This is a genomic window from Micromonospora sp. NPDC002296 (assembly GCF_040296145.1).
Lineage (GTDB): Bacteria > Actinomycetota > Actinomycetes > Mycobacteriales > Micromonosporaceae > Micromonospora.
Genome location: NZ_JBEOWQ010000006.1, coordinates 87,661 through 110,316, shown reverse-complemented (window position 1 = coordinate 110,316; position 22,656 = coordinate 87,661). Strand labels below are relative to the sequence as shown.

At 74.2% G+C, this 22,656-nt stretch carries 20 protein-coding genes; 10 read left to right on the top strand and 10 right to left on the bottom strand.

Going from position 1 to position 22,656, the window contains the following annotated elements:
• Positions 1–454: 454 nt before the first annotated feature.
• Complete coding sequence (aspS, locus tag ABT023_RS07530; RefSeq protein ID WP_350882930.1) at positions 455–1,741, bottom strand: aspartate--tRNA(Asn) ligase; 1,287 nt, start codon at positions 1,739–1,741, stop codon at positions 455–457.
• 458 nt (positions 1,742–2,199) lie between these two features.
• Between aspS and lipA the strand changes: the two genes are divergently transcribed.
• The 3 genes from lipA (at position 2,200) to ABT023_RS07515 (ending at position 5,551) form a co-directional block, all read left to right on the top strand.
• Positions 2,200–3,207 (top strand): lipoyl synthase, encoded by a 1,008-nt coding sequence (gene lipA / locus ABT023_RS07525; RefSeq protein ID WP_350882748.1) that lies wholly within the window; start codon positions 2,200–2,202, stop codon positions 3,205–3,207.
• Between the two features lie 106 nt (positions 3,208–3,313).
• On the top strand, positions 3,314–4,801 hold the full coding sequence (locus tag ABT023_RS07520) for an NAD(P)/FAD-dependent oxidoreductase (protein WP_350882746.1): 1,488 nt from the start codon (positions 3,314–3,316) through the stop codon (positions 4,799–4,801).
• 60 nt (positions 4,802–4,861) lie between these two features.
• Positions 4,862–5,551, top strand: coding sequence for a DUF4191 domain-containing protein (locus ABT023_RS07515; RefSeq protein ID WP_350882744.1), 690 nt, complete (start codon positions 4,862–4,864; stop codon positions 5,549–5,551).
• A 142-nt stretch (positions 5,552–5,693) separates the two neighbouring features.
• Here ABT023_RS07515 and ABT023_RS07510 read toward each other — a convergent pair whose 3' ends face one another.
• A complete protein-coding gene (locus ABT023_RS07510; RefSeq protein WP_350882742.1) occupies positions 5,694–6,110 on the bottom strand; it encodes an RDD family protein in 417 nt (138 codons plus the stop codon).
• Positions 6,111–6,363: 253 nt separating this feature from the next.
• Here ABT023_RS07510 and glnA point away from each other — a divergent pair, with 253 nt between their 5' ends.
• The 3 genes from glnA (at position 6,364) to ABT023_RS07495 (ending at position 9,296) form a co-directional block, all read left to right on the top strand.
• The gene (glnA, locus tag ABT023_RS07505) at positions 6,364–7,788 is read left to right on the top strand and encodes a type I glutamate--ammonia ligase (protein WP_350882740.1); all 1,425 of its coding nucleotides are present in this window, start codon (positions 6,364–6,366) and stop codon (positions 7,786–7,788) included.
• Between the two features lie 150 nt (positions 7,789–7,938).
• Positions 7,939–8,301 carry a PadR family transcriptional regulator gene (locus tag ABT023_RS07500; protein WP_350882738.1) on the top strand — a complete coding sequence of 121 codons (363 nt, stop codon included), beginning with the start codon at positions 7,939–7,941 and terminating at the stop codon, positions 8,299–8,301.
• On the top strand, positions 8,298–9,296 hold the full coding sequence (locus ABT023_RS07495; protein ID WP_350882736.1) for a hypothetical protein: 999 nt from the start codon (positions 8,298–8,300) through the stop codon (positions 9,294–9,296). The genes ABT023_RS07500 and ABT023_RS07495 overlap by 4 nt, the downstream gene beginning before the upstream one ends.
• 210 nt (positions 9,297–9,506) lie before the next feature.
• Here ABT023_RS07495 and mptB read toward each other — a convergent pair whose 3' ends face one another.
• On the bottom strand, positions 9,507–10,898 hold the full coding sequence (gene mptB, locus ABT023_RS07490; RefSeq protein ID WP_350882928.1) for a polyprenol phosphomannose-dependent alpha 1,6 mannosyltransferase MptB: 1,392 nt from the start codon (positions 10,896–10,898) through the stop codon (positions 9,507–9,509).
• Positions 10,899–10,942: 44 nt separating this feature from the next.
• On the opposite strand from mptB, the gene ABT023_RS07485 reads away from it, so the two are divergent.
• A complete protein-coding gene (locus tag ABT023_RS07485; RefSeq protein ID WP_350882734.1) occupies positions 10,943–12,526 on the top strand; it encodes a hypothetical protein in 1,584 nt (527 codons plus the stop codon).
• Positions 12,527–12,550: 24 nt separating this feature from the next.
• Here ABT023_RS07485 and ABT023_RS07480 read toward each other — a convergent pair whose 3' ends face one another.
• Together ABT023_RS07480 and ABT023_RS07475 are read right to left on the bottom strand one after the other, a co-directional pair.
• The gene (locus ABT023_RS07480) at positions 12,551–15,688 is read right to left on the bottom strand and encodes a bifunctional [glutamine synthetase] adenylyltransferase/[glutamine synthetase]-adenylyl-L-tyrosine phosphorylase (RefSeq protein WP_350882732.1); all 3,138 of its coding nucleotides are present in this window, start codon (positions 15,686–15,688) and stop codon (positions 12,551–12,553) included.
• Between the two features lie 3 nt (positions 15,689–15,691).
• Positions 15,692–16,459 carry a type 1 glutamine amidotransferase gene (locus tag ABT023_RS07475; protein ID WP_350882730.1) on the bottom strand — a complete coding sequence of 256 codons (768 nt, stop codon included), beginning with the start codon at positions 16,457–16,459 and terminating at the stop codon, positions 15,692–15,694.
• Positions 16,460–16,579: 120 nt separating this feature from the next.
• Here ABT023_RS07475 and ABT023_RS07470 point away from each other — a divergent pair, with 120 nt between their 5' ends.
• The gene (locus ABT023_RS07470) at positions 16,580–17,509 is read left to right on the top strand and encodes a S66 peptidase family protein (RefSeq protein WP_350882926.1); all 930 of its coding nucleotides are present in this window, start codon (positions 16,580–16,582) and stop codon (positions 17,507–17,509) included.
• A gap of 4 nt (positions 17,510–17,513) precedes the next feature.
• Here ABT023_RS07470 and ABT023_RS07465 read toward each other — a convergent pair whose 3' ends face one another.
• Complete coding sequence (locus tag ABT023_RS07465; RefSeq protein ID WP_350882728.1) at positions 17,514–18,395, bottom strand: Vgb family protein; 882 nt, start codon at positions 18,393–18,395, stop codon at positions 17,514–17,516.
• Between the two features lie 183 nt (positions 18,396–18,578).
• On the opposite strand from ABT023_RS07465, the gene ABT023_RS07460 reads away from it, so the two are divergent.
• Positions 18,579–19,100, top strand: a complete 522-nt coding sequence (locus tag ABT023_RS07460) for a hypothetical protein (protein ID WP_350882726.1) — start codon at positions 18,579–18,581, stop codon at positions 19,098–19,100.
• Positions 19,101–19,227: 127 nt separating this feature from the next.
• Here ABT023_RS07460 and ABT023_RS07455 read toward each other — a convergent pair whose 3' ends face one another.
• On the bottom strand, positions 19,228–20,154 hold the full coding sequence (locus tag ABT023_RS07455) for an NmrA/HSCARG family protein (protein WP_350882724.1): 927 nt from the start codon (positions 20,152–20,154) through the stop codon (positions 19,228–19,230).
• Positions 20,155–20,255: 101 nt separating this feature from the next.
• Here ABT023_RS07455 and ABT023_RS07450 point away from each other — a divergent pair, with 101 nt between their 5' ends.
• Positions 20,256–20,861, top strand: coding sequence for a TetR/AcrR family transcriptional regulator (locus ABT023_RS07450; protein WP_350882722.1), 606 nt, complete (start codon positions 20,256–20,258; stop codon positions 20,859–20,861).
• Between the two features lie 47 nt (positions 20,862–20,908).
• Here the strand turns inward: ABT023_RS07450 and ABT023_RS07445 are convergent, their stop codons facing one another.
• The 3 genes from ABT023_RS07445 to ABT023_RS07435 form a co-directional block, all read right to left on the bottom strand.
• Positions 20,909–21,277, bottom strand: a complete 369-nt coding sequence (locus ABT023_RS07445; RefSeq protein ID WP_350882720.1) for a VOC family protein — start codon at positions 21,275–21,277, stop codon at positions 20,909–20,911.
• A gap of 194 nt (positions 21,278–21,471) precedes the next feature.
• Positions 21,472–22,164, bottom strand: a complete 693-nt coding sequence (locus tag ABT023_RS07440; protein ID WP_350882718.1) for a helix-turn-helix transcriptional regulator — start codon at positions 22,162–22,164, stop codon at positions 21,472–21,474.
• 61 nt (positions 22,165–22,225) lie between these two features.
• On the bottom strand, positions 22,226–22,651 hold the full coding sequence (locus tag ABT023_RS07435) for a DUF350 domain-containing protein (protein ID WP_350882716.1): 426 nt from the start codon (positions 22,649–22,651) through the stop codon (positions 22,226–22,228).
• Positions 22,652–22,656: the final 5 nt, after the last annotated feature.

Genomic DNA, 22,656 nt, shown 5'->3' with positions numbered 1-22,656 from the left:
GGGCCGATCTGCCCCGGCGCGTCCTGCCCCGGAGCGACCTGCCCCGGCACTGTGCAGTCCGCCCTCCAACTCCACCGGCCCCCCTGCGCTCCCTCCGGAGTCCTCGCGCCCTCCCGGCCGGACGCACCCGGGCACGCTGCCCGTCGGGTGCTCGACAACGCGACCGGCACTCCGTTGACGCACCGTCACCACCTGCCCCCAGCACCCACCCCTCCCCCCACTCGCTTTGCTCTGCACCCGCCGGCGCAACAGTTACTGCACGTGCCTGTTGCATCGGTGGGTGCAGAGCAAAGGGGCGGGGTGGAGGTTGAGGTGGGCGGGGTCGGCCCAGGTCAGGGGTGGCCGCGGCGGGGTGGCCTGGGGCCGCCAGCCCGCCATGGCTGACGGTGGGTGACGGGGACGCGCGACCGGCCGGTCCGTGACGCCGCGTAGGCGCCGAGCAGGAATCCGCCGCTCAGGGGGTGAGCCGGTGCAGGTCGCGGGGGAACGCGGTGACCTCGCGGACGTTGGCCGCGCCGACCAGGCGGGCGACGAAGCGTTCCAGGCCGATCGCGAAGCCACCGTGCGGCGGCATGCCGTGCCGGAACGCGTCGAGATAGCCCGCGTACGGCCCGACCGGCTCGCCGCGCGCCGCGAGGGCGGCCAGGTAGTCGTCGTACCGGTGCAGGCGCTGCCCGCCGGTGACCAGCTCGACACCCCGGAACAACAGGTCGAACCCGTTGGAGTACGCCGGCCTGGCCGGGTCGGGGTGGGTGTAGAACGGCCGCTTCGCCATCGGGTACCCGGTGACGAAGACGAACTCCGAGGAGTGCTCGGCGCGGGCCCACTCCCCCAGCGCCCGCTCGTGGGCGGGGGCGAGGTCCGGCTCGTCGGCCGGGGCGCCGGCGATCCGCAGGGCCTCGGTGAAGTGCACCTCCGGGATCCGTGCCGGCACCTCCGGCGGGGTCACGCCCAGCGCGGCCAGGGCGACGCCGGCCCGGTCCGCCACGGTCGTCAGCATCCCGGCGAGGGTGTCCCGCAGCACGGCCATGACGTCGCGGTGGTCGGCCACGAAGCCCAACTCGGCGTCGAGCGAGGTGTACTGGGCCAGGTGCCGGACGGTGTCGTGCGGTTCGGCCCGGAACACCGGCCCGACCTCGTACACCCGCTCGAAGACGCCCACCATGAGCTGCTTGTAGAACTGCGGCGACTGGGCCAGGTACGCGGGCCGACCGAACCAGTCCAGCGCGAAGACGTTGGCGCCGGACTCGGTCGACGAGCCGACCACCTTCGGGGTGTGGATCTCCACGAAGTCGCGGGCGTCCAGGGCGGCCCGGAAGCCGGCCACCGCCGCCGCCGAGATCCGCAGCGCCGCCGAGCGGGCCGGGTGGCGCAGCGCGACGGGCGCGTGGTCGAGCTGGGTGGGCAGGCTCGCGGTCAGCGCCGGCCGGTACAGGTCGAACGGGGGCGGGACGGCGGGCGGGCCGAGCGGTCGTACCGTCGGGTCGGTCAGCTCGACCCCGGCGGGGGCCGCCGGGTTCGCGGTGGCCGTGCCGACCACCTCGACGACGGTCTCCTCGGTGAGCGCCCCGACGGCGGCGCGGACGGCCGGGTCGGTGACCACGACCTGGGTCAGGCCGGCGGCGTCCCGCACGATCAGGAACGTCACCGACTTGAGCAGCCGGCGGCGGTGCACCCAGCCGGCGACCCGGACGGTCGCGCCGGCGTGGGCGGGGAGCTGGGTGGACAGGATGCGTTGCACGGCGGGCTGCTCCTCGATCAATCGCAACGCCTTCGCCGCCGCAGGGCGGCGAAGCGTCGCCTCAGCCCCGGGAGGTGTGGGCGAGCGGGTCCTCGCGGTGCCACCACACCTTCGCCCCCGCTCGCGCGGGGGCCTCGTTCGTCGCCTGGTGACCGGGGCCAGCCGGGCGGGCTCTACTGGGCGGACGCCGGCAGGGTCGCCGCGCACGCCGTTCTTCCCGCAGCTCGGGAGGGTCTTCGCGCGCCGACGCCAGACCGCCTCGCAGCGAACGGCGGCTCTCTCGACTGGCGGGCGGCGCGCTACTCGGCTCCGTCACAGCTTTGCCGCAAGCTAACACCCCGGGCGGGGGCAGGTAACGGGATTTTCGGCGCTGGCGGTGGGCGGCGTCACAGGGATCAGGGGGTGATGGCCGTCGCCTCACCTCCATCGACAGCGACCGTCCGGCGTAGGCTCAATTCGTGACGATCGAGCACTTCGCGCCGACGACGCCCCCGACCGAGCAGCCGCCGACCAGCCCCGCTGCGCGTACCGCCACGGTCGCCCCCGAGGGGCGGCGCATGCTGCGGATCGAGGCGCGCAACGCCGAGACACCGATCGAACGCAAGCCGCCGTGGATCAAGGTCAAGGCCAAGATGGGGCCGGAGTACACCCAGCTGCGCGGGCTCGTCTCGCGCGAGGGGCTGCACACCGTCTGCCAGGAGGCCGGCTGCCCCAACATCTACGAGTGCTGGGAGGACCGGGAGGCCACCTTCCTCATCGGTGGCGACCAGTGCACCCGGCGCTGCGACTTCTGCCAGATCGACACCGGCAAGCCGGCCGAGTTCGACGCCGACGAGCCGCGCCGGGTGGCCGAGTCCGTGGTGTCGATGGGCCTGCGCTACGCCACGATCACGGGTGTCGCCCGCGACGACCTGCCCGACGGCGGCGCCTGGCTGTACGCCGAGACGGTCCGCCAGATCCACGCCCTTCAGCCGGGCTGCGGCGTCGAGCTGCTGATTCCCGACTTCAACGCGGTCCCCGAGCAGCTCGCCGAGGTCTTCGGCTCCCGCCCCGAGGTGCTGGGGCACAACGTCGAGACGGTGCCGCGGATCTTCAAGCGGATCCGGCCGGCGTTCCGCTACGACCGCTCGCTGGACGTGATCCGGCAGGCCCGCGCCGACGGCCTGGTCACCAAGAGCAACCTCATCCTCGGCATGGGCGAGGAGCGGGCCGAGGTGTCCCAGGCCCTGCGCGACCTGCACGAGGCGGGCTGCGAGCTGATCACCATCACGCAGTACCTGCGCCCGACGCCCCGGCACCACCCGGTGACCCGCTGGGTCAAGCCGGAGGAGTTCGTGGAGCTGCGCGAGGAGGCCGAGGAGATCGGCTTCGCCGGGGTGATGAGCGGTCCGCTGGTGCGCTCGTCGTACCGGGCCGGCCGGCTCTACCGGCAGGCACTGGACGCCCGCGACGCCGTTCGCGCCTGACCCGTCGGCCCGCGCGCGCCGGGGCCGGACGGACGTACGCGGGCCGCCCCGTCCCACCCAGCGGGGCGGCTCTTGCCGAGAGACGTCGAAGATGATGAATTAAGTCATGCCCCTGCCACATACGGTGATCATCGGCGCCGGCCCGGCCGGCCTGACCGCCGCCTACGAACTGACGAGGCGGAACGCCCCCGTCGAGGTGATCGAGACGGACGACGTGGTGGGCGGGATCAGCCGCACCGTCGAACGGGACGGCTGGCGGTTCGACATCGGCGGGCACCGGTTCTTCACCAAGGTGGCCCGGGTCGAGGCGTTCTGGCACGAGGTGCTGCCCGACGGCGACTTCCTGCTGCGTCCCAGGATGAGCCGGATCCACTACCGGGGCCGGCTGTTCGACTACCCGCTGCGGGCCGGCAACGCGCTGGGCAACCTGGGGGTCGTCGAGGCGGTTCGCTGCGTCGGGTCGTACCTGTGGGCGCGGATGCGACCGCCGGCGGACCAGAGCCACTTCGAGGGCTGGGTGTCGGCCCGCTTCGGCACCCGGCTGTACCGGATGTTCTTCAAGACGTACACGGAAAAGGTCTGGGGCATCCCGGCCACCGAGTTGCAGGCCGACTGGGCGGCCCAGCGGATCCGCAACCTGTCGCTGGCCGGGGCGGTGCGCAACGCGCTGCTGCCCCGCCGGGCCCGGGCCGACATCACCAGCCTGATCGAGGAGTTCCAGTACCCCCGGCTCGGTCCGGGGATGATGTGGGAACGCTGCGCCGAACTGGTCACCAAGGCCGGCGGCGTGGTGACGCTGAGGGCCCGGGCGGCGACCGTGCACCGCGCCGACGGCCGGGCGGTCGCGGTGACCGTGGCCGGGCCGGATGGCACGCGCCGGGTCGCCGCCGACCACGTGATCAGCAGCATGCCGCTGCCCGCGCTGGTCCGGGCCGTGGACCCGCCCGCGCCGCCGGAGGTGCTGGCCGCCGCCGACGCGCTGCGGCACCGCGACTTCCTCACCGTGGCCCTGGTGGTGCCGGCCGCCGCCGGCTTCCCGGACAACTGGATCTACGTGCACACCCCGGGGGTACGGGTCGGCCGGGTGCAGAACTTCGGCTCCTGGTCGCCGTACCTGGTGCGGGAGGGGTTCACCTGCCTGGGGCTGGAGTACTTCGTCGACGTCGGTGACGACCTGTGGGACGCCGCCGACGACGAACTGATCGCCCTGGGCACCGCCGAACTGGAGGCGCTCGGGCTGGTCGACGCCGGTGCGGTCTCCGCCGGGTACGTGGTCCGGATGCCGAAGGCGTACCCGCTCTACGACACCGGGTACGAGCAGGCCGTGGAGACCGTCCGCGCCTGGCTCGCCGAGGCGGTGCCGAACGTGCACCCGGTCGGCCGCAACGGCATGCACCGCTACAACAACCAGGACCACTCGATGCTCACCGCGATGCTGACCGTGGAGAACATCCTCGACGGCGGCGAGCACGACGTGTGGACGGTCAACGTCGAGGAGGAGTACCACGAGCAGGCCGGCGGCTCCCCGGCAGCCGGGTCCACCGGCCGGCACGGCACCGGCCGCGCCGCACCGGTCCTGCCCCGCCGGGCCTGACCGGCCGGAGCATCGGGCGCGGATCAACCCCGTTGTACGGCGACCACTAGACTCTGCGACATGGCAAAGCCCCAGGAGAAGGTCTCGTTCGGCCAGCGGCTGAAGCAGATCGGGATGGTGTTCCAGTTCACCGCCAAGCAGGACCGGTGGTTCGCGCCGCTGACCGCCGGCGCGGTGCTGATCCCGCTCGCGCTGACCGTGGTCGCGGTGATCCTCTGGGGCTGGTTCTGGCTGCCGCTGGGCATCCTGATCACCCTGCTCGCCGTGCTGATCGTGCTGAACCTGCGATCCAACAAGGCGATGATGAACGCCGCCGAGGGGCAGCCCGGCGCGGCGGCGCAGATCATGGAGAACATGCGGGGCGACTGGCGGGTCACCCCCGCCGTCAGCGCCACCACCCAGATGGACATGGTGCACCTGGTGATCGGGCGTCCCGGCGTGATCCTGCTGGCCGAGGGGAACCCGCAGCGGGTCCGCGGCCTGCTGGGGCAGGAGAAGCGCCGGCTGACCAAGGTGATCGGCTCCGCCCCGCTCTACGACTACGTGATCGGCCAGGCCGAGAGCGAGCTGCCGATCCGCAAGCTGCGAATGACCCTGATGCGGCTGCCGCGCAGCCTCAGCGGCAAGGACGTCAACGCCCTCGACAAGCGGCTCAAGGCGCTCACCGCCCGCCCACAGATGCCCAAGGGCGCGATCCCGAAGAACATGCGCCCACAGCGCGGCGCCTTCCGCCAGACCCGAGGCCGCTGACCCTCTCCCTGCCCCCCGTGGGCCGCACGCCCACCCCTGGCCCTGCAAGACGCGCTATTTCACGGAAAGAGTGGCCTCCCGTCGACGGGAGGCCACTCTTTCCGTGAAATAGCGCTCTGTTCCGTGTAGTGGCGCGGCGAGATCACCGGGGCCGAGGAGCGGCCGGACGGGGGGCGGGGGTGATCACCGAGCCGGTTAGGCGGTCGTGCAGGCCGCGGCGGTGCTCGTCCATGATCAGGGCCGGGACCACCAGGGCCAGCAGGACGCCGCGCAGCAGCGCGCGGACCAACCCGATCCGGCCGCCGTCGGCCCAGGACAGGCACCGGATCCGGGTGATGTACATGCCCGGGGTCTGGGCGAACAGTCCGAGGAAGAGGGCGTACTCGGCGATCAGCACCACGACGGGGGCCCAGCCGTCGCGGACCGGGTCGGCGAAGAAGTTGGACACCAGCAGGCAGAGCACCCAGTCGATCACCAGGGCGCCGAACCGGCGGCCCAGGGCCGGCGGGACGAAACCGGGGTCGGTGGCGGGGGGCGCGGGCTGCTGCGGCGTGGTCACAGTCGCCAAGGGTAGTCAGGCACGCCGGGATGGTCGGATCGGCACCGGCCGTCGAATCGGACCAAAGGCGGTAATCTGCGGTACAACGCCGCGCCGAGTATCGTCCGAACGGACAGCGGATGGCGACTGACCGGCGAAGATGACGCAGCGCGAGCGACGTAACACGACAGAAACACTCAAGATACGGCCGGGCAACCGCGCGGTCATAGCGTCGCCAGGAGCCAGCCACCCCGTGGACGTGCCAGGAGGACGTGTGTTCGCCAATCCCGAGGAACTCCTGCGATACCTCAAGAACGAGGACGTAAAGTTCGTCGACGTACGTTTCTGTGACCTGCCCGGCGTGATGCAGCACTTCAACCTGCCGGTGGAGTCCTTCGACGACAGCGTCTTCAACGACGGTCTCGCCTTCGACGGGTCGTCGATCCGCGGCTTCCAGACGATCCACGAGTCGGACATGCTCCTGCTCCCGGATGTCGCCAGCGCGTTCATCGACCCCTTCCGCGCGCAGAAGACCCTCGCGCTGAACTTCTTCGTCCACGACCCGTTCACCCGCGAGGCGTACTCCCGGGACCCGCGGAACGTGGCGAAGAAGGCCGAGGCGTACCTCGCCGCGAGCGGCATCGCCGACACCGCGTACTTCGGCGCCGAGGCCGAGTTCTACATCTTCGACTCGATCCGCCACGAGACCTCGGCGCACCAGTCGTTCTACTACATCGACTCGATCGAGGGCGCCTGGAACAGCGGTCGCGAGGAGCCGGGCGGCAACCGCGGGTACAAGACCCCGTACAAGGGCGGATACTTCCCGGTGCCGCCGGTCGACCACTACGCCGACCTGCGCGACGGCATGGTCCGCCGCCTGGTCGACGCCGGTTTCACCGTGGAGCGGTCGCACCACGAGGTCGGCACCGCCGGTCAGTCGGAGATCAACTACAAGTTCTCCACCCTGCTGCAGTCGGCCGACCAGCTCCAGCTCTTCAAGTACCTGATCAAGAACGAGGCCTGGGTCAACGGCAAGACCGCCACGTTCATGCCGAAGCCGCTCTTCGGCGACAACGGCTCGGGCATGCACACCCACCAGAGCCTGTGGCTGAACGGCGAGCCGCTGTTCTACGACGAGACCGGCTACGCCGGCCTGTCCGACATGGCCCGCTGGTACATCGGCGGCCTGCTGCACCACGCCCCGTCGCTGCTGGCCTTCACCAACCCGACGATCAACTCGTACCGCCGCCTGGTGCCCGGCTACGAGGCGCCGGTGAACCTGGTCTACTCGCAGCGCAACCGGTCCGCCTGCACCCGCATCCCGGTGACCGGCAGCAACGCGAAGGCCAAGCGCGTCGAGTTCCGGGTGCCGGACCCGTCGAGCAACCCGTACCTCGCCTTCTCGGCGATGATGATGGCCGGCCTGGACGGCATCAAGAGCAAGATCGAGCCGCCGGAGCCGATCGACAAGGACCTGTACGACCTGCCGCCGGAGGAGTGGGGCTCGGTCAAGCAGGTTCCGGGCTCGCTGCCCGAGGTGCTCGACGCGCTCGAGGCCGACCACGACTACCTGCTCGACGGCGGCGTGTTCACGCCGGACCTGATCTCCACCTGGGTGGGCTGGAAGCGGGCCAACGAGGTCGACCCGGTGCGCCTGCGCCCGACCCCGCACGAGTTCGCGATGTACTTCGACTGCTGAGCCCCTCGGGTCAGCACGCTCCTCAAGCACCGGCCGGGCCGGCTCCGCAGCGCGCGGGGCCGGCCCGGCCGCCTTTCGCCCACCGCCCGATGCGCCGCCCCTCAGATAGACCGCCCCCCGATATAACTTCGCGTCCGATACATTGAGGACATGGACACACCGCTACGCGAACCCACGTTCCTGATCCTCACCGCACTGGCCGGGGAGCCGATGCACGGCTACGGGCTGATCGGCGAAGTCGCCGCCATCTCCGACGGGCGCGTCTCGCTGCGCCCCGGCACCCTCTACGGCGCCCTGGACCGGCTGGTCGACGCCGGCCTGGTGCAGGTCGACCGGGAGGAGATCGTGGACGGCCGACTGCGCCGCTACTACCGCCTCTCCCCCGCCGGCGACGCCACCCTCACGGCCGAGACCGGGCGGCTGCGCCGCAACGTCGAGGCGGCCACCGCCCGGCTGAGCCGCCGGGCCGCCGCCCGGTCGGGCACCGCACGCCTGGCGGGAGGGCTCGCATGAGCGAGAGTGAAGGGGTTCACACGGGCGAGCTGGAGCGCCGCTACCAGCGGCTGCTGTGGGCGTACCCGTCGGCGTACCGGCGGGACCGGAGCGCCGAGCTTGTCGGAACGTACCTCGATCTCGCGAGCGAGGGCCGGCGTCGCCCCTCGCTCGCCGACGCCGCCGACCTCGTGGGCGGTGGCCTCCGCGAGCGGCTGCGGGCCGCCGGCACCGCCGGCCTGCTTTCCGGGGTACGCCTCGCGGCCGTCCTCGCCTTCCCCACGGCGACCGCCCTCGCGGCCGGGTGGTCGGTGCTGGAATCGCACCCGCCGGACCCGGTATTCCAGCTGCGAACGTTCGGCCCGTTCGCCAGCATCGGCGTGGTGGCCTGGGCCGTCTGGTTGGTCGCCGCCGTCACCCATGCGCTCGCCCCGGCCCGGCACGCGCGCTCACTGATCGGGCTGGCCGTGCTGCTCACCGCGCTCGTGGTGCCGGCGGCGGCGCTGACCGGCGCGCCCCGGCCGCCGCTGTCCGTGCTGGTGCCGCAGCTCGCGCTGGGCCTGCTTGCGCTCACCCTGCCGGACCGGCTGCCCCTGTGGGTCCGCCTCGCCCCGGCGGCCGTCGCCGCCCTCGCCGCCGTGCTCGCCGTCCGTCGGCTCGCGCCCGAGGACGGCTACGTCAGCTACCACAGCTTCGCCCTGGGGTCGCTGGGCGCCGTCGGGGGCGCGCTGCTGATCGTCGCGCTGGCGCTCGCGCTCGCCCTGGCCCTCCGCCGGGACACCCGAGGCGCCTGGGCGCTGCTGGTGCTGCTCACCCCGGCCGGCCTGCTCTCGGTGCGGGAGCTGGCCGAGCAGTTCGTCGGGCGGAACCCGTACTGGGCGGCCTTGGCCAGCATTGCCGCGGCCGTCACCCTGCTCGGCCCCGCCCTGGTGTTGTTCGCGCTGGCGGCTCGCCGCGGCCGGCATCTCCCGCAGAGGGCGGGCGGCTGCTGCCCCACCTGCGGCGCGTCGCGCTGAACGGCCGAGCAGGGCGTCCAGCTTGCCGAAGGAACTGCCCAGCCTTCCCGGGCGTCCGCCTCGACCTCCCGGCTGTACGGGCCCTGGCACAGCACGAGGCGGATCCTGTCGTCGCCCTCGTTTGTTCCGAACGACTCAGCTCCAGGGGGCTCAGCACGTCGGGTAGTCAGCTGGGGAAGTTGTTCGTGGGCCGGCTGACGCCCCCGACCATCACACCGGCGCGCGGTTCGCCCTCGCCGACCGCGCCCACCGCACGGCGACCCAGATCAGCAACAGCGTCATCAGCGGCGCACCGGGCACCTTGGTGTACCGGGCCAGGCCGGTGCCGTCCGGCAGCACCAGGAATGATCCGACCAGCGCGATCCCGGCGAACCACGTGCCCCGCCGGGCGGTGGCGGCGAGCACCGTGAGCGGCCAGATCCAGTACCAGGGGTGCACGATCGGGGAAAGCGCGACGGTGGCGGCCAGCGCCAGACCGGCGTGGAAGAGCGGGTCGCGGGTGCGGGCCCGCCACCAGAGCCAGACCAGCAGCACGGCCAGCGCGACCAGGCCGATCGCCCGGGTCACCGGCAACGCGTCGACGTGCGCCCCGAAGATCACCGCGAGGTACCCGACGGTCTGCCCGACGGCGGTCGACGGCGACGTCCAGGCGATCACGTCGCCGCCGCTCTCCAGCCCGGCGACCCAGCCGAAGTCCAGCCCACCGGCGAGGGTCGCCCCGATCACGGCGGCGACGGCCCCGACAACCACGGGGCCTCCGTCGCGGACCAGCGACCGGATCCGGTACGGCCCGACCGAGGCGGCCAGTGCGGCGAACGGGATCACCACCAGGCCGGTGATCTTGATCGACACCGCCAGCCCGAGCAGCGCTCCCCCGGCCAGCAGCGGGCCGGGCCGCCCGGGCCGGGCGGCCACCACGGCCAGACCGGCGACCAGCAGGCCGACCATCAGCGCGTCGTTGTGCGCACCGGCCACCAGGTGCACGCCGACCAGCGGGCTGGCCAGGGCCAGCCAGAGCGCCCGCCCGACGGGGACCCCGCAGCGGCGGGCCAGCACCGGCAGGCAGGCGGCGGTCAGCGCCACCCCGGCGACCGCGAGCAGCCGGAACGCGACGACGGCGGCGGTCAGCGAACCGGTCGCCTTCACCACCGCCCCGGCGAGCATCACGAACAGCGGCCCGTACGGGGCCGGGGTGTCCCGCCAGATGTACGAGATGGAGTCCAGCCACGGGCAGGGCAACGCGGACACGCCCTGCTCGTACGGACTGATCCCGTTCGCGTAGCTGGCGCCCTGGCAGGCGTACGCGTAGACGTCCCGGCTGGCCATCGGCGGGACGAGCAGCAGCGGCAGCAGCCAGAGGCCGACGGTGACCAGGGCCCAGCGCGCGGACGGCGGCCCGTCCCGCAGCGACCACCACGCCCAGGCCATCAGGCCGGTGCCGACCAGCCAGGCCGCGATGATCAGCGGCCCGTGCGGCCCCTGCCAGATACTGACCGGGGTGGGGCGCAGGTCACCCTTCGGAAAAGCCCCGCCGAGGTACGCGGACAGGGCGAGCAGCAGGGAACCGGTCAGACCCGTCCAGCGCGCGAGGTGGTGAGGCACACCCGCCATGCTGCCAGTACGGTGGTCGCGGTACGGAGGTGGGCATGCGACGCAGTGCGGTGGTGGCGGTGTCCGCCGGGTTCGCGGCCGTCCTGGGCGCGGGGTACCTGCTCCTGCCGAGGATGGGCTCCGACCTCTCGGCCCAGGTGGCCCGCGCCGACTTCTTCGCCGCGCACGGCCCCGCCCTGGTGGACCTGCGGTGGTACGGCGGCATCCAGCCCCTCGGCTACAGCCTGGTCTCCCCGCCGGTGATGGCTGTCCTCGGCGTCCGGGTGACCGGCGTCCTCGCGCTGGTGGGCGCGGCGGCGGCGTTCGCTGCGCTGCTGGTGCGTACCGGGGTGCCCCGCCCGCTGCTCGGCGGCCTGGTCGGGGTGGTCGCCATCGCCGGCAACCTCGTCTCCGGCCGGGTCACCTACGGCCTCGGCGTGGCGTTCGGGCTCGCCGCGCTGCTCGCGCTCACCCTGCCGACGAAGGGGCCCCCGGGCCGCCGCTGCCTGCGTGTCGGGCTGGCCGCTGCCGCAGCGCTGCTGGCCTCCGCGACCAGCCCGGTCGCCGGCCTGTTCGTCGGGCTGGCCGGGGCCGCGCTGCTGCTCACCCGCCGGTACGGCGACGGCCTGCTGCTCGGGGTCGCCGCGGCGGCCCCGCTGGCCGTGACCGGGCTGCTGTTCGGCGCGGGCGGCTGGATGAACATCAGCCGCACCGACACCCTGCGCGCCGCGCTGGCCAGCCTGGTGGTGGCCGCGCTGGTGGCCTACCGGCCGGTCCGGGTGGGCGCGCTGCTGTCGGCGGCCGGGGTGCTGATCGCCGCGCTGGTGCACACGCCGGTCGGGCTGAACGCGACCCGGCTGGTGGTGATGTTCGCGCTGCCGGTGCTGGCCGCCGCCGCCCGGCTGCCGGAGCGGGCCACCTGGCGGCTGCCGGCCGCGCTGCGTCGGGGCGGGGCGGCCGGCACCGCCCTGGCGGCGTTGCTGGCCGCCGTCTGCTGGTGGCAACCCCCGGTGGTGCCGGCCGACCTGCGTGGCGTCGGCGGCCCGACGACCGAGCCGGCCTACTTCGCCCCGCTGCGCGCCGAACTGACCCGGCGTGGGCTCACCGGGCGGGTCGAGGTGCCGCCGACCCGCGACTACTGGGAGGCCGCCCTCCTCGGGGACGTCCCGCTGGCGCGGGGCTGGCTGCGGCAGGCCGACATCGCCCGCAACCCGCTCTTCTTCACGACCGTGCCGGGCGCCGCCGGCACCGGCGTTCCGCTGACCGCCGAGAGCTACCGGGCCTGGCTGGCCGACAACGCCGTCCAGTACGTCGCCGTGCCCGACGCCGACCTGTCCTGGGTGGGGCGCGCGGAGGCGGAACTGGTCGACGGCGGGCTGCCGTACCTCACCGAGGTCTGGTCCGAGCGGCACTGGCGGCTCTACGCGGTGTCCGACCCGACGCCGCTGGTCGCGCCGCCGGGCATGCTGACGGGGCACGATGCCGGCTCGATGACGGTCGAGGCTCCCGCCGGGACCCCCGTGCCGATCCGGATCCGGTACAGCCGTTGGCTGACCACCGATCCCCCCGCGCGGCTGTCCCGCGCCGGGGAGTGGACGACGATGACCGTGCCGACCACCGGCCGGTACACGATCCGCTGACCGGCGGCCCCGCCCTGCCGGGGCTCAGACCCCGGCGTCGAGAACGCGTTCCATCGCCGCGCGGGAGCGGCGGCCGGTGCGCAGGTACTCGTCGAGGAACTCGCCCGGGTCGTCCCGGCCGAGCAGCCGGACCACCCCGGCCAGCTCCACGCCGTGCCGGGGCAACTGGTCGCCGTCCCGGCCGCGCACCAGCATCAGCGCGTTGCGTACCTGCGCGGCCAGGGTCCAGCCGGCCGCCATCTCGCGGGCGTCCTCCGAATCGACCAGGCCGGCTTCGGCCGCCGCCGCGAGCGCGTCGAGGGTACGCGTGCCGCGCAGCGCCGGGAGCCGGCCGGCGTGCCGGAGCTGGAGCAGCTGCACCGCCCACTCGACGTCGGCGAGGCCGCCCCGGCCCAGCTTGGTGTGGGTGGCCGGGTCGGCGCCCCGGGGCAGCCGCTCGGTCTCCACCCGGGCCTTGATCCGGCGGATCTCGATGATCTGTTCCCGGGTCAGCCCGTCGGCCGGGTGGCGCACCGGGTCGACCATCGTCTCAAACTCGGCACCCAGGTCGGCGTCGCCGCAGACGAACCGGGCGCGCAGCAGCGCCTGCGACTCCCACACCTTCGACCAGCGGGCGTAGTACTGGGCGTACGCGGCGAGGCTGCGTACCAGTGGGCCCTGCCGGCCCTCCGGGCGCAGGTCGGCGTCCACCCCGAGCGGCGGGTCCGGGGCCGGGGCCGAGAGCAGCCGGCGCAGCTCCTCGGCGATGGCGTGGGCGGCGGCGCTGGCCGTGCCCTCCTCCACCCCGGACGGCTGGTCGTGGACGAACAGCACGTCGGCGTCGGAGAGGTAGTTCGACTCGTACCCGCCGAGCCGGCCCACGCCGATCACCGCGAACCGCAGCCCGGGCGGGGCCGGCCGGGCGGCCCGGGCGGCGCGCAGCGCGGCGGCGAGGGTGGCGTCGGTGACGCCGGCCAGGGCGGTGCCGACGGCGGTGATGTCGGCGAGGCCGAGCGCGGCCCGCCCGGTCGGGTCGGGGCGGGTCGGGGTGGGGGCGAGCGACCCGGCGCGGCTGAGCACGTCGGCGCAGGCGATCCGGACCAGTTCCCGGCGGCGCAGCGCGCGGACCGCCCGGGTCGCCTCGACCGGGTCGGCGTGCCGGGCCGCGGCGGCGGAGAAGCCCTCGCAGAGCACGTCGCGGGGGCGCGGGGTCAGCTCGTTCTCCTCGGCCAGGAGCCGCAGCGCCTCCGGCTCCCGGGCCAGCAGGTCGGCCGTGTACCGGGAGGAGGAGAGCACCCGGGCGAGCCGGCGGGCCACCGGGCCGGAGTCGCGCAGCAGCCGCAGGTACCAGGGGGTGCCGCCCAGCTTGTCGGAGACCTTCCGGTAGTTGAGCAGCCCCCGGTCCGGCTCGGGCGCGTCGGCGAACTCGCTGAGCAGCACCGGCAGCAGGGTGCGCTGGATGGCGGCGGTGCGGCTCACCCCGCCGGTGAGGGCCTGGAGGTGACGCAGTGCCCCGGCCGGGTCGGCGAAGCCGAGGATCTCCAGCCGGTGCCGGGCCGCCTCCGGGGTGAGCCGCAGCCCGTCGGCGGGGACCCGGGCCACCGACTCCAGCAGCGGCCGGTACAGCAGCTTGGCGTGCAGCCGGCGTACCTCGGTGGCGTGGGTGACCCACTCGGCGCGGAACTCCTCGACGGCGCTGCGGCCCGGGGTGGCGGCGTGGCCGAGCGCGGCGGCGAGCCAGCGCAGCCCGGCGGGGTCGGCCGGCACGGTGTGGGTGCGGCGCAGTCCCTGGAGCTGGAGGCGGTGCTCGACGCCGCGCAGGAAGCGGTACCCGCGCAGCAGCGCCTCGCCGTCGGCCCTGCCGACGTAGCCGCCGGCCACCAGGGCGCGCAGGGCGGGGATGGTGCCGGGGGCCCGCAGCGCCTCGTCGCCCCGGCCGTGCACCAGTTGCAGCAGCTGGACGGCGAACTCGATGTCGCGCAGCCCGCCCGGCCCGCGCTTGATCTCGCGGTCCAGCTCCTTCGGCGGGATGTTGTCGATGATCCTGCGGCGCATCGAGCGGACGTCCTCGACGGCCTCCGGCCGCTCGGCGGCCCGCCAGAGCAGCGGGGCGAGCTGGTCGATCCACTCCTGGGACAGCGCCAGGTCGCCGGCCGCCGGGCGGGCCTTCAGCAGCGCCTGGAACTCCCAGGTCCGCGCCCAGCGCCGGTAGTACGCCAGGTGGCTGGCCAGGGTGCGGACCAGCGGGCCCCGGTTTCCCTCGGGGCGCAGCGCGGCGTCGACCGGCCAGGCGACCAGCCCGCAGATGTGGATCAGCCGGGTGGCGACCGTGGTGGCCGCCGGCAGCTCGTCGTCCTCGGCGCAGAGGAAGATCACGTCGACGTCGGAGACGTAGTTCAGCTCGCCGCCGCCGCACTTGCCCATCGCCACCACGCCGAGGCGGGGCCGTGGCGTGCCCTCGGGCAGCTCGCCCACCGCGATGTCGTAGGCCGCGCCGAGGGTGGCGTCGGCCAGCGCGGAGAGTGCCGCCATGGTCTGTTCCAGGGCGCGATTGCCGGTCAGGTCGGCCGCCGCGATCCGCAGCAGGGCCAGCCGGTACGCCTGGCGCAGCACCGCGATCGGTTGGGTGGACGCGGTGACCCGGGCCGCCGCCGTCAGGTCCAGCCGCCCGTCGGCGGCGGGGGCGAGCCCGTCCGGGTCGGTGGCGAGCACCGGCCACTGGTCGGGGTTGGCCACCAGGTGGTCGCCGAGCGCCGACGACGCGCCGAGCACGGCGATGAGCCGCCGGCGCAGCCCCGGGTCGGCGTGCAGGGCGTCCAGCAGCGCCGAGTCGGCGGGTTTGCCGGCGGCCCGGCGCGCGGGGTCCGTCGGCCCGCCGCCTGCTCCGGTGGCACCCGCGGCCCGGCGCGCACCCGTCGACCCGCCGCCGCCCGTGCCGCCGGCCGCGCGGCTCTCGGCCTCGGCGAGGCGGTGCAGCTGGCGCAGCGCCAGGTCCGGGTCGGCGGCCCGGGACAGCGCGGCCAAAAGCTCGGCGGCCCGCTCGTCGACCGGTTCCTGCTCCTCCTGCAGCCACAGGCCGAGCCCGGCCGGGCCGAGCAGGTCGGCGGCCCGGGAGCCGCCGTCGCCGGCGGCGGTGCCGAAGCCGTAGCGGGCCAGCCGGCCCCGGGCGGGTCTGCTGTTCACCGGTCAGTGCCCGAGCAGGGGAAGGTCGCGCCGGAAGTCGTCGCCGCCCAGCTCACCGAGGGCGAGGGCGGCGAACCGGATGGCGAACGGCTGCCACACCTCCTCGATGTCGGCCATCACCCGGTCGCAGGCGGCGACCACCAGTTCCGGGTCGTAGCCCAGCTGGTCGATGAGCGCGGAGTCGGTGGCCCAGTCGGCGATCATCGCGGTGTCGGGCTCGATGTGGAACTGGAGCCCCCAGGCCCGGTCGCCGAGCCGGAACGCCTGGTGCGGGTAGCGGGTGGAGGCAGCCAGCAGGGTCGCCCCGTGCGGCAGCTCGGTGATCTCGTCGACGTGCCACTGGAACACGTCGGGGATCAGCGGCACGTACCGGAACAGCAGGTCGGTCTCGGCGGCGTCCCGCCGGCCGACCACGGTGGGGCCGACCTCGGGCCCGGACGGGCTCAGCTCGACGATGCCGGCGTGCGACGTGGCCAGCAGTTGCGCGCCGAGGCAGATGCCGAGGGTGGGCACCCGGTGCCGGACCGCCTTGCGCAGCAGCCCCTCCAGCTTCGGGAACCAGGGGGCCCCGAGGGTGCCGTCGGGCAGCGGGTACGGCTTCTGCTCGCCGCCGAGCACCACCAGGGCCACGTACCCGTCGAGGTCGGCGGGCAGCTCGTCCCCGGCGTGCGGGCGCAGCACCCGCAGTTCCAGGCCTCCTTCCACCAGCCATTCGCCCAGGCGGCGGACGTCGTCGGTCGGGTCGTTCTCGATCACCAGCGCGGTTGCCACGCCGTCGAGGCTATCGGGTACGCCGGCCGCGGCCCGGAACGCCTCGGCGCGGTGTTCCCGAGACGGCGGCGGCCGGGGTGACTGCGGGCCCCCGGCCGGCGGCTAGGCTCTGCGGCTGTGATCGCCGACGACGCCGTCCTGCGCCCACCGGTCCTGCGCCCCGGGGACACGGTGATGCTGGTGTCCCCGTCCGGGCCGATCCGGCCGGAGCGGGTGGCCCGGGGCGTCGAGCTGCTCACCGGCTGGGGGCTGCGCCCGGTGCTCGCGCCGAACGCGTACGCCCGGCAGGGGTACCTGGCCGGGTCGGACGAGCTGCGTGCCGCCGACCTGAACACGGCGTTCGCCGACCCGTCGGTGCGCGGGGTGATCTGCACCCGGGGCGGCTACGGCGCGCAGCGGGTGGTGGACGCCGTCGACATGGCGGCGGTGCGCCGGGATCCGAAGGTGGTCGCCGGCTTCTCCGACATCACCGCCTTGCAGCTCGCCCTCTGGCGCGGCGCCCGGCTGGCCGGCGTGCACGGCCCCGGGGCTGCCTGGCTGGACGAGCGCACCCCGCTGCGCTCGGCCGAGTCGCTGCACGCCGCGCTGATGACCACCGAGCCGGTCACCGTCGCCGCCGACGCCGGGGAGGAGACGTTCGGCGTGCGGGTTCCCGGCCGCGCCACCGGGACGCTGCTCGGCGGCAACCTCTGCCTGCTCGTCGCCACCCTCGGCACCCCCGACATGCCGGACCTGACCGGGGCGGTGCTGCTGGTCGAGGACGTGCAGGAACCCCCGTACAAGGTGGACCGGATGCTGACCCAGCTGCGCCGGGCCGGCGCCCTGGACGGCCTGGCCGGGGTGGCCGTCGGGCAGTTCACCGGCTGCGCGGACGAGTGGGACACCACCGTCGTCGACGTGCTGACCGAGCGCCTCGGCGACCTCGGCGTCCCGGTCCTCGGCGGCCTCCCGATCGGCCACGGCCAGGGCCAGCTCACGGTCGGCGTGGGCGTCCCAGCCACCCTCGACGCCGACGCCGGCACCCTCACGGTCGCGCCCGCCGTCCGCTGATCCCTCAGGGGGTCAGGTGGGCGACCGCGCCGCGTTCCAGGGCGGCGTGGACCGTGCCGTCGGGCAGGACCGTAAGACCGTGGGGCTCCGAGCCCGGGATGGGCAGGTCGTACGCGTCGACGCGGCCGTCGGGGGTGACGTGGCCGATGCGGTTGGCCGCCCACTCGGTGAACCAGCAGCCCCCGGCCGGGTCCGCGACGATCGCGTGCGGCCGGGCGGCCCGGTCCGGCAGCGGGTACTCCTCGATCCGGCCGTCCGGGGTGATTCGGCCGAGCTGACCGGCGGCGATCTCGACGAACCAGAGGGCCCCGTCGGTGCCCAGCGTGATGCCGACCGGCCCGGCGGCGTCGGTGGGCAGCGGGTGCAGGCGCACCGCGCCGTCCAGCGCGATCCGGCCGACGGCGTTCGCCTGGTTGAGGGTGAACCACAGGGCGTCGTCCGGCCCCGCCGTGATCATCGACGGGTACCCGCCGCTGACGGGCAGCGGGTACGCGGTGACCATCCCGTCGGTGCCGACCCGACCGATGGTGTCGTTGCTCATCCCCGCGTACCAGAGGGCCCCGTCGGGGCCGGCGGCGATGCCGCAGGGCGCGGCGCCGGCCGGCAGCGCGACCGACGTCGCCGCCCCGTCGGTGGTGATCCGGCCGATCCGGTCGTCCCCGGAGCGGGTGAACCAGAGCGCGCCGTCCGGGCCGGCCGCGATGACCAGCGGGCGACTCGCCGGGTCGCCGGGGTGGGTCCGCACCCCGCCGTCGGCGGCCACCCGGGCGATCCCGCCGGTGCGGACCAGCGTCAGCCACAGCGCGCCGTCCGGCCCGGCAGTGATCCCGTACGGCCCGGAGCCCGGGTCCGGCAGGACGGTCTCTCGGATGGTGGGGGTGGTCATGGGGGCCCGCTCCTCTGCTCGACCGGTCCCCACCCTGCATTCCGGACCGTCCCGTGGCAACCGGTTTGTCCCCGATACGAAACCCGATTATCAGCTCGCTGACAGGGTCGCCACGGCCCTTACCCAGCTCGACCCGTCACTGTCGGTGATGTCATCGCACCCGAGCAACGAAATGGAGAACGAATGTCCCGCACGATTTCCAAGAAGCAGTTGCTGGCCGGCCTCGCGGCGGCGGGCGTACTCACCGTGGGGATCGCGGCGCCGGCCGTCGCGTTCGCCGAAGACAGCTCGACCTCGACCCCGAGCGCGAGCAGCAGCGAGGGCACCGACCGGCAGCAGCAGCGGGCCGACCGGCAGTCCGAGTTCGCCGAGGCGCTCGCCAAGGAGCTGGGGGTCTCCACCGACAAGGTGACCGCGGCCCTGGACAAGGTGCGCGAGCAGCAGAAGAACGACCGGCCGGAGCGCGGCGAGCGTCCCGACGCCGCCGACCGGCAGGCCGCGCTGAAGGAGCGGCTGGCCCAGGCCGTCAAGGACGGCAAGCTGACCCAGGAGCAGGCCGACGCCATCACCAAGGCCGCCGAGGCGGGCGTGTTCCCCGGCGGGGGCGACCGGGGTCACGGCCACGGCGGCCCGGGCAAGGGCGACCAGGCCAAGGACGACCAGGCCAAGGGCGACGAGGCCAAGGACCAGTCCGAGGGCAAGTGACGCCCGCGCGGCCCCGCCCCTGCCGGGGTGGGGCCGCGCACCGGTGCGCCGGCAAGGTGCGGGGTCCCGACATTCAGGGGATCCCGCACCTTGCCGGCTCGGACAGCGCGACTGGTTCCGGGCAAAGTCAGGCTGCGGCCCGTAGGTGTTCGTGCGCCCATTCCTCGAAGGTCGTGAGCGGCACACCGAGGGCCCGCGCGTATTCCGGGCGGGCGGGTTGCCCGGCCACGTTCATGAATTCGTGCGAGATCCCCGCCCACTCCGGCATTCCAGCGGCGATCGCCTCCTCCTCGGTCATGTCGGGCGCGGTCAGCTCGGCGCCCAGAGCGCGGGAGAGGATCTTGGCGATCTCCGTCAGCGTCAGGTAGTCGCTCGCCAGTTCGAGCTCGACCCCGTTGAACCGATCGGGTGCGGCGATGACTGCGGCGACCGCCTTGCCGATGTCGTCGACCGCGACGAGGGAGAGCCGCGTCTGGGGCTTCAGAACAGTCGCCAGGCCGCCCTCGACACCGCGGGGAAGCAGGTATGCCGTGGAGGGCAGGAAGTTCTCCATGAAGAAGCCCGGCTTGATGAGCGACCAGTGGGTGAAGCCCGCCTCGCGTACCCGGTCCTGGATGCCGACCTTGACGGTGTAGTAGGGCTCCAGGGGCGCCCAGCGGCCTTCGGCCCAGCCGGGGGCCTCGGTCTGCCGCCCGGCGCCGGAGACGGACGAGTGCACGAACTGCGGCACGCCCGCGGCCAGCGCGCCGTCGATCAGGTTGACGGCCTGGGTCAGCTCGCCGTCGTAGTCGAAGGCGTCTCCCTTCATCTGGGGCATCTGGAAGGAGAAGACGGCTCGGGCTCCCTGCGCGGCCCCGATCACCGAGTCACGGTCGTGGAGATCGCCGGTGCGTAGTTCGGCGCCGAGCGCCTCCACCGTCTTCGCCCGGCCTGTCGCGGGGTTGCGGACCAGCGCCCGGACGGGAACGCCGGCCGCGAGCAGGGCACGGGTGGTGGCACCACCCTGCTGTCCGGTGGCGCCGACGACCAGGACGGGTGCGGGATCGGTGGGCATGAGGCTCCTCCTGGAGTGCGGGCATTAAACGGCGGGGCCCGCCGTTTAATGCTTGGTACGATACGGCGGACCCCGCCACTTAGCAATCCCGAGGTGACGCCATGCCCGCCCAGCGAGCGGACGCCCGGCGCAACTACGCGCTCCTGCTCGCCGTGGCCGAGGAGGAGATCGCCGCGCACGGCGCCGACGCGTCCCTGGAACAGATCGCCCGCGTCGCTGGAGTCGGATCGGCCACCGTGCGCCGGCACTTCCCCAACCGCCACGCACTGCTGGAAGCGGTCTTCCGCGAACGGATCGAGGCCCTGAGCGCCCACGCCCGCGATCTGGCCGACGCGGCCGACGCCCGGGCCGCGCTGCTGGAGTGGCTGAGCGCCGTCACCGCGTACGCCTCCACCATCCGAGGACTGGCCATCGCGCTGACCCGCGACAGAGCGACCGACCCCGGCGTGGCCCACGAGCACTGCGCCTCGGCGCAGCTCACCGAGGCCGGCGACCCGCTGGTGCGCCGCGCCGTGCGGGATGGCGCGGTGGCATCGGGCGTGACCGTCACCGACCTGCTCACGCTGATCACCGGCATCGCCCTGGCCACGGAACACCACCCGGACCCCGCCACCGAGGCGCACCGGCTCCTCGGCCTGACCGTCGCGGGAGTCAGCCCCCCATCAGGGGTGGGCCGAGAGAAACGGTCGTTGCCTCCGGCGTCGTAGCGGGCCAACATCAGCAGCCTGGCCGAGGGCCGGCGTCCTGACGCCGCTCACGGGGCGGGCGGCGTGAACACCCCGAAGTGGTTCCCCGCCGGGTCGGTCAGGTGGGCGAAGGTCAGCCCGCTCGGCGCGCCGCGCGGCGGCACCAGCACCTTCCCGCCGGCCGCCCCGGCCCGCCGGCAGGCGTCCGCCACGTCGGCGACCTGGGCGTAGAAGATCGCGTAGTTCGGCGTGCTGCCGTCGGAGGCGCGGATCGCCCCGCCGATCCCCCCGTCCCGGCCGTCGGTCACCCGGTACGACCGGCCCGGCGCCCCCTGCTCCTCGAACGCCCAGCCGAACAGTTCCCCGTAGAAGCGCTCCGCCTCCTCGGGCCGGTCGGTGCCGATCTCGAACCAGGTGATCGCGTTGGTCGTGGTCATGTCTGCCTCCTGTGCGCCGCGCCGGCCGGTCGACCGGCGCCGTCGGAGCTCAGCCTCGACCCGTCCCGCGACACCGTCCTGTCGGTGTTTCCCGGCGGTCGGCCGGGATCGACCGGCCCGTCCGGCGGTGTCCCGCCCCGCCGCCGATCCCCCGCCGCCCGGCGGTCGCGGGTCCGAACCCGGCCGTCGCCGGCTCAGGCCAGGGTGAGCTGGCGGACGATGTGCTGTGGAATGTCCAGCTCGCCGGGGCGCAGTTCCCGGGTGACCGGCTCCGGCAGCGTGGTCACCGAGCCGATCCGGTCCACCCGGAACGCGCGCAGGCCGTCGCGCAGCCGGCACCAGGCCAACAGATACCAGTGCCAGGGGTTGCCGAGGAAGCCCAGCGGCTCCACGACCCGCTCGGTGGCGGCCCCGGCCCGGTCGGCGTACCCGAGGCGCAGCACCCGGCGGGCGGTGACCGCGCCGGCGACGGCGGCCGGGACGGGCGCGGCGGGCCCACCGCCGATGAGGTGCACCCGGCCGGCGAGCCGGCGGGCCTCGGCGGCGTCGGCGGGCGGCATCACCGCGAGCAGCTTGCGCAGGGCTGTGGTGCCCGCCTCGGTGAACGGGCCGCCGCCGAGGCGGTGCAGCGCCACGGCCATCGCCACCGCCTCGGCGGCGGTGAGGTTGACCGGCGGCAGGGTGTGCGCGCGGTCGACCACGTAGCCGCCGGTGCGGCCGGTCTCCGCCCAGATCGGCACCCCGGCCTGCTGCAACGCGCCGATGTCGCGCTCGATGGTGCGCGAGCTGACCTCGAAGCGGTGGGCGAGCCAGCGGGCGCTGCGCGGCCGGGGCGACACCGCCCGCAGCTCCTCGACCAGGGCGTAGAGGCGGTCCGTCCGGTTCACGCCCGCAGGCTAGCCGCCGGGTACGACGAGGCCGGGCCGGACGGGGCGAGGCCGGGCCGCGTCAGGCGATGCAGGCGCAGACGATCAGCGCGGCCCCGAAGTGGGTGGCGGCGCTGACCCAGGCCGCCGGGTGCGGCTCGTCGGAGCAGATGACCTCACCGAGCCGGCCCGGGGTGAGCAGGTCCAGCACGAAGAAGGCCAGCGCCATGACCAGCAGGCCGATCAGCCCGAAGATCACCGTGGAAGCCAGCCCCTTGGCGAAGTCGCTGTAGCTGGTGAGGATCGCGGTGAACACGATCCCGGCGATGCCGAGCTGGTTCGCGGCGAGCAGCAGCCCGGCGTTGGTGTTGCGCCGCACCCAGATCAGGTCGCGCAGCTTCCCCGGGGTGAGCAGGTCGACCAGGCCGAAGCCGGCCGCCATCAGACCCACCCCGACGACCCCGAACACGACGCTCTGCCAGGCTCCGCTGAGCAGGTCCTCCAGCACCGACT

What these genes read in the sequence shown, in the direction of transcription:
- ABT023_RS07520 (WP_350882746.1), top strand. Translation starts at nt 3,314, where the DNA reads ATGCCCCTGCCACATACGGTGATCATCGGCGCCGGCCCGGCCGGCCTG.
- ABT023_RS07515 (WP_350882744.1), top strand. Translation starts at nt 4,862, where the DNA reads ATGGCAAAGCCCCAGGAGAAGGTCTCGTTCGGCCAGCGGCTGAAGCAG.
- ABT023_RS07500 (WP_350882738.1), top strand. Translation starts at nt 7,939, where the DNA reads ATGGACACACCGCTACGCGAACCCACGTTCCTGATCCTCACCGCACTG.
- ABT023_RS07495 (WP_350882736.1), top strand. Translation starts at nt 8,298, where the DNA reads ATGAGCGAGAGTGAAGGGGTTCACACGGGCGAGCTGGAGCGCCGCTAC.
- ABT023_RS07485 (WP_350882734.1), top strand. Translation starts at nt 10,943, where the DNA reads ATGCGACGCAGTGCGGTGGTGGCGGTGTCCGCCGGGTTCGCGGCCGTC.
- ABT023_RS07465 (WP_350882728.1), bottom strand. Translation starts at nt 18,395, where the DNA reads ATGACCACCCCCACCATCCGAGAGACCGTCCTGCCGGACCCGGGCTCC.
- ABT023_RS07460 (WP_350882726.1), top strand. Translation starts at nt 18,579, where the DNA reads ATGTCCCGCACGATTTCCAAGAAGCAGTTGCTGGCCGGCCTCGCGGCG.
- ABT023_RS07455 (WP_350882724.1), bottom strand. Translation starts at nt 20,154, where the DNA reads ATGCCCACCGATCCCGCACCCGTCCTGGTCGTCGGCGCCACCGGACAG.
- ABT023_RS07450 (WP_350882722.1), top strand. Translation starts at nt 20,256, where the DNA reads ATGCCCGCCCAGCGAGCGGACGCCCGGCGCAACTACGCGCTCCTGCTC.
- ABT023_RS07445 (WP_350882720.1), bottom strand. Translation starts at nt 21,277, where the DNA reads ATGACCACGACCAACGCGATCACCTGGTTCGAGATCGGCACCGACCGG.